We start from the raw sequence: 16,328 nt of genomic DNA on the forward strand, positions 1-16,328 counted from the left end.
CACAACTCTCTCCTTTCACCCTCTGGGCGTCGGTGCCCCCCCCCCCCCCCCCCCATCCCCCCCCCCCCCCCCCCCCCCCCCCGCTTCCCGGACGTGCCGGGACGGCCCAGGACCCGGTCCGCGGAACGCGAAACGGCCCGTCGGCGGAGGCCGCGGGGCACGCGCACACGGAACGTTGACAATTTCCTTACTCAAAACCAGGGTGTTTTGTCCGGAAAGTCCCGGTCGGCTGAGGCTGACCAGGACTTTTCGTCTGTTCTCGCTGACTGGAGCGGCCTTGGCCGCTAGTCTCCGACGAGAGCAGACGAGCACGTGCGCGAGTGCGTTGTTCGTTGCTCGCCTGGTGTGGGGCGATTAGGTTCCTCACCGGTCCGTATCCGACAGTTCGACATCCGAGGTGACGTAGGCGTGGCTCTTCCGCCCCTTACCCCTGAACAGCGCGCAGCCGCGCTCGAAAAGGCCGCCGCGGCTCGCCGGGAGCGGGCCGAGGTCAAGAATCGACTCAAGCACTCCGGCGCCTCGCTCCACGAGGTCATCAAGTCGGGCCAGGAGAACGACGTCATCGGGAAGATGAAGGTCTCCGCCCTCCTTGAGTCCCTGCCCGGCGTGGGCAAGGTCCGTGCCAAGCAGATCATGGAGCGGCTCGGCATCTCCGAGAGCCGCCGCGTGCGGGGGCTCGGCTCCAATCAGATCGCGTCCCTTGAGCGCGAGTTCGGCGGCTCCGGGGCCTGACGTCTCGGGCATACCCGAGAAGCTGGAATAATCGCCGCATGGCAGCAACACCCCGGGGGACCACCCCCGTACCCCCGGACGCACGTCCGCGGCTGACCGTGCTCTCCGGCCCCTCCGGGGTCGGCAAGAGCACGGTCGTCGCTCATATGCGCAAGGTCCACCCCGAGGTCTGGCTCTCGGTGTCGGCGACGACCCGCAAGCCGCGCCCCGGCGAGCGCCACGGCGTGCAGTACTTCTTCGTGGACGACGAGGAGTTCGACAAGCTCGTCGCCAACGGCGAACTGCTCGAATGGGCCGAGTTCGCGGGGAACCGTTACGGCACCCCGCGCAACGCCGTGCTCGAGCGCCTCGAAGCGGGCGAGCCCGTGCTCCTGGAGATCGACCTCCAGGGCGCCCGGCTCGTACGCGGCTCGATGCCCGAGGCCCAGCTCGTCTTCCTCGCGCCGCCGAGCTGGGACGAACTGGTCCGCCGGCTCACCGGCCGGGGCACCGAGGCACCCGAGGTCATCGAGCGCCGCCTGGCCGCCGCGAAGGTCGAGCTGGCCGCCGAGGCCGAGTTCGACACCACCCTGGTCAACACCTCGGTCGAGGACGTGGCCCGTGAGCTGCTAGCCTTGATGCGAGTTGTTTGATCGGGTCGTGTGACGTCATTCACCTGACGCCGATGTGGTTCACGCCACCTCGGCCGGTGCTTGACCGACGCCCGACTGACATCCGACTCACATCTTCGATCCCCATCGGAAGGCAGAGAGTGTCCTCTTCCATTACCGCGCCCGAGGGCATCATCAACCCTCCGATTGATGAGCTCCTCGAGGCCACCGACTCGAAGTACAGCCTGGTGATCTACGCGGCCAAGCGTGCCCGCCAGATCAACGCGTACTACTCGCAGCTCGGTGAGGGCCTGCTCGAGTACGTCGGCCCGCTGGTGGACACCCACGTCCACGAGAAGCCGCTCTCGATCGCGCTCCGCGAGATCAACGCGGGTCTGCTGACCTCCGAGGCCATCGAGGGCCCCGCCCAGTAGGCACAGAACGTTCCACCACAGGCCCGGCAGCGCGACTGCCGGGCCTGTGGTGTGTCATGGGTACGTACACGCATCAGGCGCGCGGGGAGAGGCGAGTTTTCCGATGGCCAAGCCGAAGGTCGTTCTGGGGGTCAGCGGCGGCATCGCCGCCTACAAGGCGTGCGAGCTGCTGCGGCGGCTGACCGAGTCGGGGCACGACGTCCGGGTGGTGCCGACCGCGTCGGCGCTCCACTTCGTCGGGGCCGCCACCTGGTCGGCGCTCTCGGGCCACCCCGTCTCGACCGAGGTCTGGTCGGACGTCCACGAGGTGCCGCACGTGCGGATCGGGCAGGACGCCGACCTGGTGATCGTGGCGCCCGCCACCGCCGACATGCTGGCCAAGGCCGCCCACGGGCTGGCCGACGACCTGCTGACCAACACCCTGCTCACCGCCCGGTGCCCGGTCGTCTTCGCACCCGCGATGCACACCGAGATGTGGGAGCACCCCGCCACCCAGGAGAACGTGGCGACCCTGCGCCGCCGCGGCGCGGTCGTCGTCGAGCCCGCCGTCGGCCGCCTCACCGGCGTCGACACCGGCAAGGGCCGGCTGCCCGACCCCAGCGAGCTCTTCGAGCTCTGCCGCCGGGTGCTCGCGCGGGGGAGCGCCGAGCGGGATCTGGCCGGACGGCACGTGGTGATCAGCGCGGGCGGCACGCGCGAGCCCCTCGACCCCGTCCGCTATCTCGGCAACCGCTCCTCCGGCAAGCAGGGGTACGCCCTCGCGCGGACCGCCGTCGCCCGGGGGGCCAGGGTCACCCTGATCGAGGCCAACACCGGGCTCGCGGACCCGGCGGGCGCCGACGTGGTCCGCGTCGGCACCGCCGTCCAGCTGCGCGAGGCCGTCCTGAAGGCCGCGGCCGACGCCGACGCCGTGGTCATGGCGGCCGCGGTGGCCGACTTCCGGCCGCAGACGTACGCCGCCGGGAAGATCAAGAAGAAGGACGGCGAGGAGCCCGCGCCGCTCACCCTCGTGCGCAATCCGGACATCCTCGCCGAGATCTCCGCGCACCGGGCCACCCCTGAGCAACTGGTCGTGGGCTTCGCCGCCGAGACGGACGACGTCCTCGCCAACGGCCGCCTCAAGCTGGAGCGCAAGGGGTGCGACCTGCTCGTCGTCAACGAGGTCGGCGAGCGCAAGACGTTCGGCTCCGAGGAGAACGAGGCCGTCGTGCTGGGGGCCGACGGCTCCGAGACGCCGGTCCCGTACGGCCCCAAGGAAGCCCTCGCCGATGTGGTGTGGGATCTGGTGGGCAGGCGTTTCGGACAAACGGACGCCACCTCCGCAGAGCCCGCCTGACGCGGTGGGACCGCGTACCGCGCCGTGATCCCGGGCCGGCCGGTCCGCTGCCCCGGACACCGGGGCGGCCGGATCCGGAGATCCGCGGACTCCACGGATCGAGACACGTGGTCCATCGAACAGAACCGACCGATAAACTGGTCTCGGAACGCAGCCGGGCGCAGCTCCCGGCGCGACCTACCATGATCAGCCAGCAGCCGCTGCAACCCCAGGGAGCGTTGTGTCCCGTCGTCTCTTCACCTCGGAGTCTGTGACCGAGGGTCACCCCGACAAGATCGCTGACCAGATCAGCGACACGATCCTCGACGCGCTCCTGCGCGAGGACCCGACCTCCCGCGTCGCCGTGGAGACCCTCATCACCACGGGCCTGGTGCACGTGGCCGGAGAGGTCACCACCAAGGCCTACGCGCCGATCGCCCAGCTCGTGCGCGACAAGATCCTGGAAATCGGCTACGACTCGTCGAAGAAGGGCTTCGACGGCGCCTCCTGCGGCGTCTCGGTGTCCATCGGCGCCCAGTCCCCGGACATCGCCCAGGGTGTCGACACCGCCTACGAGACGCGGGTCGAGGGCGACGAGGACGAGCTCGACAAGCAGGGCGCGGGCGACCAGGGCCTGATGTTCGGCTACGCCACGGACGAGACGCCCGAGCTGATGCCGCTCCCGATCCACCTCGCGCACCGCCTCTCGCGGCGCCTGACCGAGGTGCGCAAGAACGGGACCATCCCCTACCTGCGCCCCGACGGCAAGACCCAGGTCACCATCGAGTACGACGGCGACAAGGCCGTCCGCCTCGACACGGTCGTCGTCTCCACGCAGCACGCGAGCGACATCGACCTGGAGTCGCTGCTCGCCCCCGACATCCGCGAGTTCGTCGTCGAGCACGTCCTGGGGCAGCTCGTCGAGGACGGCATCAAGCTGGACACCGACGGCTACCGCCTGCTGGTCAACCCGACCGGCCGCTTCGAGATCGGCGGCCCGATGGGCGACGCGGGTCTGACCGGCCGCAAGATCATCATCGACACCTACGGCGGCATGGCCCGCCACGGCGGCGGCGCCTTCTCGGGCAAGGACCCGTCGAAGGTCGACCGCTCGGCCGCGTACGCCATGCGCTGGGTCGCCAAGAACGTCGTGGCCGCGGGCCTCGCCGCGCGCTGCGAGGTCCAGGTCGCGTACGCGATCGGCAAGGCCGAGCCGGTGGGTCTGTTCGTCGAGACGTTCGGCACCAACACGGTCGACAACGAGAAGATCGAGACCGCGATCACCGAGGTCTTCGACCTTCGCCCGGCCGCGATCATCCGCGACCTCGACCTGCTCCGCCCGATCTACGCCCAGACCGCGGCGTACGGCCACTTCGGCCGCGAGCTCCCCGACTTCACCTGGGAGCGCACGGACCGCGTGGACGCCCTGCGCAGGGCCGCCGGCCTGTAACCGAACCGGCGCACCCCACGAGGGCCCCGGACCGAACGCGGTCCGGGGCCCTCGTGCGCCCGCCGGCCGTCCGCCCACCGCCGTTGTCAGTCCGGTCTGGTAGGAATTTGGCTGTGAGCAGCGAGAACGAACGCGGGGGCGCCCAGGGGGATGGGCCGGAGCAGCTTGCGCTCATTCGGGAGACGGTGCGGGGGGCCAAGGTGCCCCGGGCCAAGCCGCGGACCTGGCGGGGGGCGGCGCTCGCCAAGGAGCTGCCGGTCGCCCGGGTCGTGGTGAACAAGGGGGTGCTCCACCTCGACCAGTACTTCGACTACGCCGTGCCCGAGGAGCTCGACGCCGACGCGCAGCCGGGGGTCCGCGTGCGGGTGCGCTTCGGGGCCGGGACGCGCAACGTGCGGGACGGGCGCCGGGAGGGCGGCGGGCTGATCGACGGATTCGTCGTCGAGCGGCGGGCCGAGTCCGACTACGCGGGCCCGCTGGCCGCGCTGGCCGGCGTCGTTTCGCCCGAGCGCGTGCTCAGCGCGGAGATGCTGGCGCTCGCCCGCGCCGTGGCGGACCGGTACGCGGGCAGCCTCGCCGACGTGCTGCAACTAGCCGTCCCGCCCCGGAACGCCCGGGCCGAGGCCAAGCCGTCGCCCGAACCGCCCCCGCCGCCGCCCGAGCCCGCCGCCGGGAGCTGGGAGCGGTATCAGCAAGGGCCCGCGTTCCTCCGGGCGTTGGCCACCGGCGGCGCGCCCCGCGCGGTGTGGACCGCGCTGCCCGGGCCGCACTGGGCCGAGGAGATCGCGCGGGCCGTCGGGGCGACGCTCGCCTCCGGCCGGGGCGCCCTCGTGGTCGTGCCGGACGGGCGCGCCGCGGGCCGGGTGGACGCGGCGCTGACCGCCCTGCTCGGCGAGGGGCGGCACGCGCTGCTGACCGCCGAGTCCGGGCCGGAGCGGCGCTACCGGCAGTGGCTCGCGGTGCGGCGCGGCGCGGTGCGGGCCGTGGTCGGTACCCGCGCGGCCATGTTCGCGCCGGTCGAGAACCTCGGGCTCGTCGTGGTGTGGGAGGACGGCGACTCCAGCCACAGCGACGACAACGCGCCCTTCCCCCATGTGCGGGAGGTGCTCGAACTGCGGGCCGCGCACGACAAGTGCGGCTTCCTGCTCGGGAGTACGAGCTGCACGGTGGAGGCCGCGCAGTTGGTGCAGAGCGGATGGGCCGCCCCCCTGGTCGCCGACCGCACGGTCGCCCGCGCCGCCGCCCCGCTGGTGCGCACCGTCGGGGACGGGGAGCTGGCGCGCGACGAGGCCGCGCGGGCGGCCCGGCTGCCGAGTCTGGCCTGGCAGGCGGTGCGCGAGGGGCTGAAGAGCGGCCCCGTCCTGGTGCAGGTGCCCCGGCGTGGCTACGCGCCCCGGCTGGCCTGCGCCCGCTGCCGTGAGCCGGCCCGGTGCGGGCGGTGCGCCGGTCCGCTCCAGGCGCCGGACGAGCGGGAGCTGAGGTGCGCCTGGTGCGGGACGGCGGAGGCCGACTGGCACTGCGCGCAGTGCGGCGCGCACCGGCTGCGTGCCCAGATCGTCGGTGCCCGGCGGACCGCCGAGGAGCTCGGGCGCGCCTTTCCCGCCGTGCCCGTGCGCACCTCGGGGCGTGACCACGTCCTGGACAGCGTGCCCGCGCAGCCCGCGCTCGTGGTGTCCACGCCGGGCGCCGAGCCGGTCGCCGAGGGCGGGTACGCGGCGGCGCTGCTCCTGGACGGCTGGGCGATGCTCAGCCGGCCCGACATCCGGGCCGGCGAGGAGGCGCTGCGGCGCTGGATCTCGGCGGCCTCGCTCGTGCGCGGTCAGGAGGAGGGGGGCACCGTGGTCGTGGTCGCCGAGCCCACGCTGCGTCCGGTGCAGGCGCTGGTGCGCTGGGACCCGGTCGGGCACGCCCTGCGCGAGCTGGCCGAGCGGGCCGAGCTCAACTTCCCGCCGGTCTCCCGGATGGCCGAGGCCATCGGCCGTCCCGAGGCGGTCGAGGCCTTCCTCGCGGCGGCCCAACTGCCGCCCGAGGCACAGGTGTTGGGGCCCGTCCCGCTGCCGGTCGCCGATCCCGGACGGCCGCGCCGGCCCGGTGACCCGCCGGTGGGGGAGCGGTGGGAGCGGGCCCTGGTGCGGGTGCCGCCGGGCAGGGGTGCGGCGCTCGCCGCCGCCCTCAAGGCCGCGCAGGCGGGTCGGCTGGCCCGCGGCGGCGGGGACCCGGTGCGGATCAGGATCGACCCGCCGGACATCGGCTGACGCCCGGACATGGGTGTGCCCCCGCGGTCCGTGGGGACGCGAGGGCACGAAGGGGCGGAAGCGGGTCAGCCGTTGCGGGGGCCGGGGAAGGCGCTGGTGCGGACGTCCTCGCGCAGGGACTGGCTGCTCGCCGTCGGCTGCGGAGGCATCGAGCGGGCGGCGGGCACCGCGGGCATGGGGGGCAGCGGCGGCAGGGTGCGTGTCGCCGTCGCCTCGGCCGGACGCTCGGCGTCGACCTGGCCGGCGCTCTGGGCGGTCGCCCGGCGCGATCCGTAACGGCGGTGCACCGCCTGCTTGGTGACGCCGAGCGCCGAGCCCACCGCGTCCCAGGAGAAACCGAGGGAGCGGTCGAAGTCGACGGCCGCGGTCACCAGCGTCTCGACGCTGTCCCGCAGCTCCTGCGCGAGCCGTACGGTCGGGGCCGGGGCGCGGCCGTACACGACGAAGCCCGTGGAAGGGCCGGAGCGGCGCGGGCGGTAGACGTTGCCCAACTGCGCGGTGAGGGTGCGCAGTGCGTCCACCTGCCGGCGGACCCGCTCGATGTCCCGTACCAACAGGTGCAGGCTGGCCCGCGCTTGGGCGTCGTGGGTTGCGTGGTCGGCCATGAGCAAGCCTCTCGAACCGGCGATGAAAAGGGAGGGTGGAGACGGTGCTGGTGCTGCGAACTTCTGGTGCTGTGTTGACGTGCCGTGGGTGCTGAAAAGGTGCGGGCCGCGCAGGCGGCCCGGATCGGTCAATCTCTCTTGACCAACGCGCTACCTCCTGTTGTGGTCACGCTGCGGGGGCGTATGGGCATATGCACGGGGCGCACAAGTCCCCGTACGCCCCTGCCGTACGGCTTCGCCGGGCCACCCGCACAGCACGGCGCACCTGCGCGTACGCCCGCCGCCCGCGGGCCCATAGACTGGGACGCCGCTCTCGACAAAGCGAGGTAACCCCCAGTGAAGCTCGTCTTCGCAGGCACCCCCGAGGTCGCCGTTCCCGCCCTGGACGCCTTGATCGCCTCCGGCCGGCACGAGGTCGCCGCGGTCGTCACCCGGCCCGACGCGCCCGCCGGGCGCGGGCGCAGGCTGGTGGCGAGCCCGGTGGCCGAGCGTGCCGAGGAGGCCGGCATCGAGGTGCTCAAGCCCGCGAAGCCGCGGGACGAGCAGTTCCTGGCCCGGCTGCGCGAGATCGCGCCGGACTGCTGCCCCGTCGTCGCGTACGGGGCGCTGCTGCCCAAGGTCGCCCTCGACATCCCGGCCCACGGCTGGGTCAACCTGCACTTCTCGCTGCTGCCCGCCTGGCGCGGGGCCGCGCCCGTGCAACACGCCGTCATGGCGGGCGACGAGATCACCGGCGCCGCCACCTTCCTCATCGAGGAGGGCCTCGACTCCGGCCCCGTCTACGGCACGGTCACCGAGGAGGTCCTCCCCACGGACACCAGCGGCGACCTGCTCACCCGGCTCGCATTCGCGGGCGCCGGGCTGCTCGCCGCGACCATGGACGGCATCGAGGACGGCACCCTGAAGGCCGTTCCGCAGCCCGCCGACGGCATCTCGCTCGCCCCGAAGATCACCGTCGAGATGGCGCTCGTCGACTGGGCCGCCCCGGCGCTGCGCGTCGACCGGGTGGTGCGCGGCTGCACCCCCGCGCCCGGCGCCTGGACCGTCTTCCGCGGCGAGCGCCTCAAGCTCATCCAGGCGGCGCTGGTCACCGACCGCACGGACCTGGCGCCCGGCGAGCTCTCGGCCGCCAAGAACAACGTGTACGTGGGCACCGGCTCGCACGCCGTGGAACTGCTCTGGGTCCAGCCCCAGGGCAAGAAGCCGATGCGCGGCGCGGACTGGGCCCGTGGCGTCCGGATCGCCCCGGGTGAGCGCCTGGGCGGGGCGGACGTACGCTGAGGGGGTTCGCCCCATCTGATCCGCGGAGCACCTTTCACGTGAACGATTCGCCACGTCGCAGCCCGAACCCCAGCGCGGGCAAGGGCGGCAAGCCGTACCGCCGGCCCAAGAAGGACCCCGTCCGCATCCTCGCCTTCGAGGCGCTGCGGGCCGTCGACGAGCGCGACGCCTACGCCAACCTCGTGCTGCCCCCGCTGCTCCGCAAGGCGCGCGAGGGCGGCACCTTCGACGCCCGGGACGCGGCGCTCGCCACCGAACTCGTCTACGGCACCCTGCGCCGCCAGGGCACGTACGACGCGATCATCGCGGCCTGCATCGACCGGCCGCTGCGCGAGGTCGACCCGCCGGTGCTCGACGTGCTCGCGCTCGGCGCGCACCAGCTGCTAGGGACCCGGATCCCGACGCACGCGGCGGTCTCCGCGAGCGTGGAGCTGGCGCGCGTGGTGCTCGGCGACGGGCGGGCCAAGTTCGTCAACGCCGTGCTGCGCAAGATCTCGGCGGACGACCTGGACGGCTGGCTGGAGAAGGTCGCGCCCTCCTACGAGGACGACGCCGAGGACCACCTCGCGGTCGTGCACTCGCATCCGCGCTGGGTCGTCTCCGCGCTGTGGGACGCCCTCGGCGGTGGCCGGGCGGGTATCGAGGACCTCCTGGAGGCCGACAACGAGCGCCCCGAGGTGACCCTGGTCGCCCGCCCCGGACGCTCCACCACCGACGAACTGCTCGACGCGCTCGGCGAGGAGGGCGCCCTGCCCGGCCGCTGGTCGCCGTACGCGGTGCGGATGGCCGAGGGCGGCGAGCCCGGCGCCCTGGAGGCGGTGCGCGAGGGCCGGGCCGGCGTGCAGGACGAGGGCAGCCAGCTCGTGGCCGCGGCCCTCGCCAACGCCCCCGTCGAGGGCCGCGACGAACGCTGGCTGGACGGCTGCGCGGGTCCCGGCGGCAAGGCCGCCCTGCTCGCCGCGCTGGCCGCGGGCCGCGGCGCCACCCTGCTCGCCTCGGAGAAGCAGCCGCACCGGGCCCGCCTGGTGGAGCGCGCGCTGGCCGGCAACCCGGGCCCGTACCAGGTCATCGCGGCCGACGGCACCCGCCCGCCGTGGCTGCCCCAGTCCTTCGACCGCGTTCTGGTCGACGTCCCCTGCTCCGGCCTCGGCGCGCTGCGCCGCCGTCCGGAGGCCCGCTGGCGCCGGCGTCCCGAGGACCTGGACGGCTTCGCGCCGCTCCAGCGCTCGCTGCTGCGCGAGGCCCTGTCGGCGGTGCGGGTCGGCGGCGTCGTCGGGTACGCCACCTGCTCGCCGCACCTGGCCGAGACGCGGGTCGTCGTCGAGGACGTCCTCAAGGGGCGCGGCGGCGCCGAGCCCGTCGAGGCCGAGTGGATCGACGTGCGCCCGCTGATGCCCGGCGTCGCGGGCCTGGGCGAGGGCCCGGACGTCCAGCTGTGGCCGCATCTGCACGGCACGGACGCCATGTATCTGGCGCTGCTGCGGCGCACGGGCTGACGAGGGACGGGCCGCGAGCCTCAACTCGGCGCTCCGGTAACGGAGTTGTCCGTGTCACGGTGTGGTCGCCGTGGTGCGGGAGGGGCTCCGGCCGCGCCCGTCGCCGGGCGCACGATCGCCCGCGGAACCCGGACGAACCGGCAGGATCGCCCGGGCCGCCCGGATCCGGTCAGGGTTCGACCGGCACTGTGGCAGGCAAGTTGCCCAGGGCATGGCAGGCTTGGGGCATGGCTCAGATCAACCCCAGCATCCTTTCCGCGGACTTCGCCCGGCTGGCCGACGAGGCACGGGCCGTCGAAGGCGCCGACTGGCTCCACGTCGATGTCATGGACAACCACTTCGTGCCGAACCTGACGCTGGGGGTGCCCGTCGTGGAATCCCTCAGCCGGGCGACGGACACCCCGCTGGACTGCCACCTGATGATCGAGGACCCGGACCGCTGGGCCCCGCAGTACGTCGAGGCGGGGGCCGGATCGGTCACCTTCCACGTGGAGGCGGCCGCCGCCCCCGTGCGGCTGGCCCGGGAGATCCGCGCCAAGGGCGCCCGCGCCTCGATGGCGCTGAAGCCCGCGACGCCGATCGAGCCGTACGAGGACCTGCTCCCCGAGCTCGACATGCTGCTGATCATGACGGTCGAGCCCGGCTTCGGTGGTCAGTCCTTCCTCGACATCATGCTGCCGAAGATCCGCCGGACCCGGGAGCTGATCGGCAAACACGGACTTGAACTCTGGCTCCAGGTCGACGGCGGCGTCTCGGCCTCCACGATCGAGCGCTGTGCCGAGGCCGGGGCCGACGTGTTCGTCGCCGGTTCGGCCGTCTACGGAGCCCAGGATCCGGCCGAAGCGGTGCGTGGCCTCCGCTCGCTGGCTGAACAGGCGACGGCGCTCGCACCCTGGGCATGCGCACACTGAGCCGCCACTGAGTGAACGGAACCCTTCGGGGCTGATCAAGGACCGTTGGATCTGACAGGATGAACAGCGAGTCCGGTGCGTGAACAGCAGTTTGTGAACAGCAGTGAGGAGATCGCGGTGTCTGCAATGTCGGCGGGTCGGTCAGCCCTGCGGATGGGACCCGCGGAGCTGGTGCAGGCGGCGGCGATGGCCCGCCGCTTCTACCTGGAGGGGAAGTCCAAGATCCAGATCGCCGAGGAGTTCGGCGTGAGCCGCTTCAAGGTGGCCCGGGTCCTGGAGACCGCCCTGGAGCGTGACCTCGTACGGATCGAGATCCGCGTCCCCGCCGAACTGGACGCGGAGCGCTCCGACGCCCTGCGCGCCCGCTACGGCCTGCGGCACGCCGTGGTCGTCGAGTCCCCGGCCGAGGGCGAGGAGACCTCTCCCGATCCGGAGAACCTCGGCGAGGTCGCCGCCGATCTGCTCGGCGAGCTCGTCAGCGAGGGCGACGTGCTGGGCCTGGCCTGGGGCCGCTCCACCATCCACATGGCCGCCGCCCTCGACCGGCTGCCGCCCTGCACGGTCGTCCAGCTGACCGGGGTGTACGACGCGGGCACCGCCGAGCGCGGCTCCGTCGAGGCCGTGCGCCGGGCCGCCCAGGTCTCCGGCGGCGAGGCCCACCCCATCTACGCCCCGATGCTGCTGCCCGACCCGGCCACCGCCGCCGCGCTGCGCAACCAGACCGGCATCGCCCGCGCCTTCGAGTACTTCGACAAGGTGACGGTCGCCGCGGTCTCCATCGGCTCGTGGGAGCCCGGCATCTCCACCGTCCACGACATGCTGACCGACGAGGAGCGGGCGCACTACGCCTCGCTCGGTGTCGCCGCCGAGATGTCCGCGCACCTCTTCGACGCGGAGGGCCGCCGGGTCGGCCGCGACCTGGGGGAGCGCTGCATCACGGTGGAGGCCGACCGGCTGCGGCGCATCCCGGAGGTCGTGGCGATCGCCGGGGGCCAGCGCAAGGCCGCCGCGATCGACGCGGTGCTGCGCTCCGGCCTGGTGACCAGCCTGGTCACGGACACCGCCGCGGCCGACTTCCTTCTGAACGAGACCGGCCCCAAGCCGCGCCCCGCGCTGGACCGCGCCGACCCGGACGGGATCTGAGGTACCGGGGGCGAACGCCCCCGGTACCCCCGCGTCACGTGCCGTAGACGCGTTCCGCGTTGCCCGCCGACACCAGCGCGGCCACCCGTTCCGCGTCGGCGGCCGACCAGGCCCCGGACCCGGTCCAGCCGTTCAGGAGCCGGTCCAGGGCCTCCCGGTAGAGCCGCGCCCCCACGACGTACAGCTCCGCGAGGCCGTACGCGTCCGTCGAGAACAGCAGCTTGCCGAACGGGGCCAGTTCGAGGAACTCGGCGAGCACCGCCCCGGCCCGGGCCCCGGTGTGCGTGAGCGAGAGCCCCACGTCGGCGTACACATGCGGATACACCTGCGCCAGATAGGCCGCGTTCCGGTGGTACGGGTAGCCGTGCAGCAGGATCACCCGGCAGCCCGTCGGGCGCACCGCCCGGATGAAGTCGGTGAGCAGCAGCGGGTCGCAGCGGTGCAGCCTGAGGTCGGGGTCGCCGAACCCGGTGTGCAGCTGGAGCGGCAGCCCCGTGTTCGCCGCCGACCACAGCAGATGGCGCAGCAGCGCGGGTGAGGTGACCCGCCCGGCCCCCGCGCCCAGCCAGGCGGCGGTGGCCGCGCGGAGCTCGGCCGGGCCCGGTGGCTCGGGCGCCAGATCCAGCCCGTAGCGGTATCCGGCCACCGACTTGAAGCCCGCCGCGTCGCTGGCGGCGGCGCCGATCGCGCCGGCGAGGGCGGACAGGAAGTTGTCCGGATCCCGCACCCCCTCGGCGGTGCGCTCGGCGAGCTGTTCCAGCCGTACGATCTCGCGCGCGCCCGCCCCGCTCAGCTCGGCCAGCTCGGCCGGGGTCGTCAGGTCGCCGGGCAGGCCGGTGTCGACCAGGAACGCGCTGATGCCGCTCGCGCGCAGGAGCAGCCGGTTGGCCTCCGGCGCGCCCAGTTCGCGACGGCGGGCCAGATAGCGTTCCGGCGGGCAGTGCGGCTCAAGACCGAGCAGCGGCGGGCACCAGCGGCGCACCGCGAACCCGAGCTGGGTGTCGAAGAAGCTGGTGCCGTCCGCGGCCGGGGCGTCGGACTCGGTCAGGAACGCCTCGAAGGCGGCGTCGTCGGGGTCGGAGCGCAGCACGCCGTGACAGTGGTGGTCGACGAGCGGCGGCACTCAGTACCTCCCGCGCGTGGCCTCGGCGATCTCCCGCGGCGTCCGGCCGTCGAAGAGCTTCGTCTCCGCCTGGCGCACCGCGACGATCGCTTCGAAGAGCCGGTCCCCGAGCGCCTCGCGCAGCACCGCCGACTCGGTGAAGTGGCTGAGTGCCTCGGGCAGCGAGGTGGGCAGCCGCCGGACGCCGTCGGCGTTGACGGGGTCGCCCGCCACCGGCTCGGGCAGCCGCAGGCCCGCGTCGATCCCGGCGAGCCCCGCGGCGATGAGGGCGCCGGTCACGAGGTAGGGGTTGGCCGCCGGGTCGAAGGACTTCACCTCGGCGTTGGCCGCGTCCTCGGCGCCGGGCGGCCCCGCGACGAACCGCAGCGCCGCCTCGCGGTTCTCCAGCCCCCAGCACTGGAAGGCGCCGGCCCAGCTGGACGGCGTCAGCCGCAGGTAGCTGGCGGGGGTCGGAGCGCCGATGGCGAGCAGCGCGGGCAGCGCGTCGAGGATGCCGGCGAGGAAGCCCTCGCTGGTCGCGGTCATCCGGGCCGGGCCCTCGCCGCCCCGGCACAGGTTGCGGCCGTCCTGCCAGAGGCTGAGGTGGACATGGCCGCCGTTGCCGACGCCCTCCGGGTCGGCGACCGGCCCGAACCAGGGGGTGAGGCCGTGCTGGAGCGAGACCGCCCGGATCGTCTCGCGGACCAGTACCGCGAGGTCGGCCGCGCCCACCGGGTCGGCCGGGGCGACCGACACCTCGAACTGGCCCGGTGTGTACTCCGGGTGGATCTGCAGGACCTCGACGCCCTGCGCCTCCAGGGCGCCGACCACGTCGCCCACGTACGCCGAGCGCTCGACGATCCGCGCCATCCCGTAGGCCGGGCCCGCGAGCGGCGGGTCCACGATCCACTCCGTCTCGAAGCCCATCCGCAGCTCGATGCCGCGCTCGGCGGCCCGCTGGGTCATCCGGCGCGCGAACTGCCGCTGGCAGGCGTCGTAGGCCTGCCCCGACTGCTCGAAGCGGTCGACCGGCGCCCATGCCCAGCCGGGCTGGGCCGCGAGCACGGTGAGCCGGTTGAGGTCGGGGACGAGGCGCAGGTCGCCGTCGGGGCCGCCGATGTGGGGGCTGCTGGTGACCGAGTCGTCCACCAGGTACACGTCGAAGACCGGGGACATGCCCACCCCGTGGGCGGCGACCTGGGCGAGCCGTGTGGTCGGCACGACCTTGACGCGGGTCAGGCCCGCCACGTCCACCCAGGTCAGCGCGACCGCCCGGACTCCCTCGGCGGTCAGCCTGGCGGCCGCGAGCCCCGCCTCCCGCCCCCGCCGTTGTGCCTGCTCCCGCTCTACCCCGTTGTGACCCTGCTCCACCGGTTCAGTCCCTTCCGTCGCGATGGGAGCTCCCCCCGTTCGAGCCGAGCCGAGAACCAGGGGGAGCGATGACTGTCGCGACCGTGTCCGCCTCCGAGGCCCTCTTGTCCTCGCGGTAGCGCACTACCCGCGCGAACCGCAGTGTCACCCCCGCCGGGTACCTTGACGATCTCTGTACGCCGTCGAAGGCCACCTCGACGACGAGTTCCGGCCGCACCCGCACCCCCCAGGGCTCCTCGGCCACCGCCAACTCGCGCAGCCGCTCGGTCTGCCAGGCCAGCAGCGCGTCGGTGAGGCCCTTGAACGTCTTGCCGAGCATGGCGAACGTGCCGTCTTCGCGGCGCGCCCCCAGATGCAGGTTGGAGAGCGTGCCGGTGCGCCGGCCGTGGCCCCACTCGGCCGCGAGGACGACCAGGTCCAGGGTGTGCACGGGCTTGACCTTCAGCCACGAGGAGCCGCGCCGCCCCGCCGCGTACGTCGAGTCGAGCGCCTTGAGGACCACGCCCTCGTGCCCGCGCTCCAGCGTCGCGGCCGCGAACTCCTCGGCGGCGCGCCGCTGTTCGGGGTCGTCCGGGTCCTCCACCACGTACCGCCGTACGCGGCGGGGCTCGGGCGCGATGCGGGCCAGCTCCGCGTGCCGCTCGCCCACCGTCAGGTCGAGCAGGTCGCGGCCGTCCACCGACAGCAGGTCGAAGAAGACGGGGGAGAGCGGCAGCCGCTCGCTGGCGCCCGCGACGTCGAGCCGGGAGCCGACGCGTCCGGCGATGTCCTGGAACGAGCGGGGCCGCCCGTCGTCCCCCAGCGCGATCACCTCGCCGTCGAGCACCGCCTGATCGGCCGTCAACTCCCGTGCGGCGGACACCACTTCGGGCAGGCGCTCGGTGATCTCGTCGAGGGTGCGGGTGAAGACCCGTACCGCGTCGCCGTCCTTGTGGACCTGGGCGCGGATGCCGTCGAGCTTCTCCTCCACCGCGCACGGGCCGAGCCGGTCGAGCGCCTCGGCGACGTCCTTCGCGCTGTGCGCGAGCATGGGCAGCACGGGGCGTCCCACATCGAGCCGGAAGGCGGCGAGCGCGGCCGGGCCCCCGGCGAGCAGCGCCCGGGCCACCGTGCCCAGCGAGCCGCCCAGCATCACCGCGCGCCGCACGTCCGCGGCCGGAGCGCCGGCCGCCGCCGCGAGGCCCTCGACGGCGGCCGCGTCCAGGGCGCCCTGGCGCACCTCGCCGGTGATCAGCGAGAGCAGGAACCTCTGCTCCTCTTCGGTGGCCGCCGCCATCAGCTCCCCGGCCAGCCGTCTGCGCTCGCCCTGCGCGCCCTTCCCGGCCACCGCCGAGATCCGGTCGAGCGCCGCGTCGACGTCCCTGACGGTGAGCGTCGGCGAGGCGGCGGGCGGCGGGCGGTCCTTGAGCGTGTTCCAGCCGAGCCCGGTGCGCCGCTGGGGCAGCCGCCCCGCGAGATAGGTCACCACCAGCGGCGCCTCGTCGGGTTCGGTGGCCGAGAACAGCCTCGCGAGCAGCGCGGACTTCTGGGACCGCGAGGAGGTGGCGGCGATCTCGGCCGAGGTCCCGGCCACGTCGGCGAGCAGCATGCGTCCATCCTGACCCGGAAACGACCGGGTACGCATTCGCTCGCGGCGCCGCCGG

The 16,328-nt window shown here is 73.8% G+C and carries 14 protein-coding genes; 10 read left to right on the forward strand and 4 right to left on the reverse strand.

Annotation, left to right across the window (positions count from 1 at the left end; genetic code table 11):
• Positions 1–408 precede the first annotated feature (408 nt).
• The 6 genes from AC07F3_RS24410 to AC07F3_RS24435 all read left to right on the forward strand — a co-directional run bounded on the left by AC07F3_RS24410 (position 409) and on the right by AC07F3_RS24435 (position 6,776).
• Positions 409–732 (forward strand): integration host factor, encoded by a 324-nt coding sequence (locus tag AC07F3_RS24410; RefSeq protein WP_053724505.1) that lies wholly within the window; start codon positions 409–411, stop codon positions 730–732.
• 38 nt (positions 733–770) lie between these two features.
• Complete coding sequence (gmk, locus tag AC07F3_RS24415; RefSeq protein WP_114038048.1) at positions 771–1,364, forward strand: guanylate kinase; 594 nt, start codon at positions 771–773, stop codon at positions 1,362–1,364.
• A 119-nt stretch (positions 1,365–1,483) separates the two neighbouring features.
• Positions 1,484–1,756 (forward strand): DNA-directed RNA polymerase subunit omega, encoded by a 273-nt coding sequence (gene rpoZ, locus AC07F3_RS24420; protein WP_005319902.1) that lies wholly within the window; start codon positions 1,484–1,486, stop codon positions 1,754–1,756.
• A 103-nt stretch (positions 1,757–1,859) separates the two neighbouring features.
• Positions 1,860–3,092: a bifunctional phosphopantothenoylcysteine decarboxylase/phosphopantothenate--cysteine ligase CoaBC gene (gene coaBC / locus AC07F3_RS24425; protein ID WP_479116560.1), complete on the forward strand. Its 1,233-nt coding sequence runs from the start codon at positions 1,860–1,862 to the stop codon at positions 3,090–3,092.
• Positions 3,093–3,312: 220 nt separating this feature from the next.
• Complete coding sequence (metK, locus tag AC07F3_RS24430) at positions 3,313–4,521, forward strand: methionine adenosyltransferase (RefSeq protein ID WP_479116561.1); 1,209 nt, start codon at positions 3,313–3,315, stop codon at positions 4,519–4,521.
• Between the two features lie 113 nt (positions 4,522–4,634).
• Positions 4,635–6,776, forward strand: coding sequence for a primosomal protein N' (locus AC07F3_RS24435; RefSeq protein WP_479116562.1), 2,142 nt, complete (start codon positions 4,635–4,637; stop codon positions 6,774–6,776).
• A 65-nt stretch (positions 6,777–6,841) separates the two neighbouring features.
• Here AC07F3_RS24435 and AC07F3_RS24440 read toward each other — a convergent pair whose 3' ends face one another.
• Positions 6,842–7,381, reverse strand: coding sequence for a hypothetical protein (locus AC07F3_RS24440; RefSeq protein ID WP_479116563.1), 540 nt, complete (start codon positions 7,379–7,381; stop codon positions 6,842–6,844).
• 336 nt (positions 7,382–7,717) lie between these two features.
• On the opposite strand from AC07F3_RS24440, the gene fmt reads away from it, so the two are divergent.
• The 4 genes from fmt to AC07F3_RS24460 all read left to right on the forward strand — a co-directional run bounded on the left by fmt (position 7,718) and on the right by AC07F3_RS24460 (position 12,212).
• Positions 7,718–8,662, forward strand: a complete 945-nt coding sequence (fmt, locus tag AC07F3_RS24445; protein ID WP_479116564.1) for a methionyl-tRNA formyltransferase — start codon at positions 7,718–7,720, stop codon at positions 8,660–8,662.
• 38 nt (positions 8,663–8,700) lie between these two features.
• The gene (locus AC07F3_RS24450; protein WP_479116565.1) at positions 8,701–10,158 is read left to right on the forward strand and encodes an RsmB/NOP family class I SAM-dependent RNA methyltransferase; all 1,458 of its coding nucleotides are present in this window, start codon (positions 8,701–8,703) and stop codon (positions 10,156–10,158) included.
• Positions 10,159–10,385: 227 nt separating this feature from the next.
• Positions 10,386–11,069 carry a ribulose-phosphate 3-epimerase gene (gene rpe / locus AC07F3_RS24455; RefSeq protein WP_479116566.1) on the forward strand — a complete coding sequence of 228 codons (684 nt, stop codon included), beginning with the start codon at positions 10,386–10,388 and terminating at the stop codon, positions 11,067–11,069.
• Positions 11,070–11,162: 93 nt separating this feature from the next.
• Positions 11,163–12,212 (forward strand): sugar-binding transcriptional regulator, encoded by a 1,050-nt coding sequence (locus AC07F3_RS24460; RefSeq protein ID WP_100577311.1) that lies wholly within the window; start codon positions 11,163–11,165, stop codon positions 12,210–12,212.
• A 34-nt stretch (positions 12,213–12,246) separates the two neighbouring features.
• Here the strand turns inward: AC07F3_RS24460 and AC07F3_RS24465 are convergent, their stop codons facing one another.
• Genes AC07F3_RS24465 through AC07F3_RS24475 form a run of 3 tightly spaced genes read right to left on the reverse strand, consistent with a single transcriptional unit; the run spans position 12,247 to position 16,273 of the window.
• Complete coding sequence (locus AC07F3_RS24465) at positions 12,247–13,335, reverse strand: amidohydrolase family protein (protein WP_479116567.1); 1,089 nt, start codon at positions 13,333–13,335, stop codon at positions 12,247–12,249.
• Entirely contained in the window at positions 13,336–14,685 is a 1,350-nt protein-coding gene (locus AC07F3_RS24470) for a glutamine synthetase family protein (protein WP_479116568.1), read from the reverse strand.
• A gap of 4 nt (positions 14,686–14,689) precedes the next feature.
• Entirely contained in the window at positions 14,690–16,273 is a 1,584-nt protein-coding gene (locus AC07F3_RS24475; RefSeq protein WP_479116569.1) for an ATP-dependent DNA ligase, read from the reverse strand.
• Positions 16,274–16,328: the final 55 nt, after the last annotated feature.

Source organism: Streptomyces sp. NPDC045846 (genome assembly GCF_056431605.1).

Bases quoted from the DNA above. Each gene is read 5' to 3' on its own strand.
- gmk (WP_114038048.1), top strand. From the start codon at position 771: ATGGCAGCAACACCCCGGGGGACCACCCCCGTACCCCCGGACGCACGT.
- coaBC (WP_479116560.1), top strand. From the start codon at position 1,860: ATGGCCAAGCCGAAGGTCGTTCTGGGGGTCAGCGGCGGCATCGCCGCC.
- AC07F3_RS24440 (WP_479116563.1), bottom strand. From the start codon at position 7,381: ATGGCCGACCACGCAACCCACGACGCCCAAGCGCGGGCCAGCCTGCAC.
- rpe (WP_479116566.1), top strand. From the start codon at position 10,386: ATGGCTCAGATCAACCCCAGCATCCTTTCCGCGGACTTCGCCCGGCTG.
- AC07F3_RS24475 (WP_479116569.1), bottom strand. From the start codon at position 16,273: ATGCTGCTCGCCGACGTGGCCGGGACCTCGGCCGAGATCGCCGCCACC.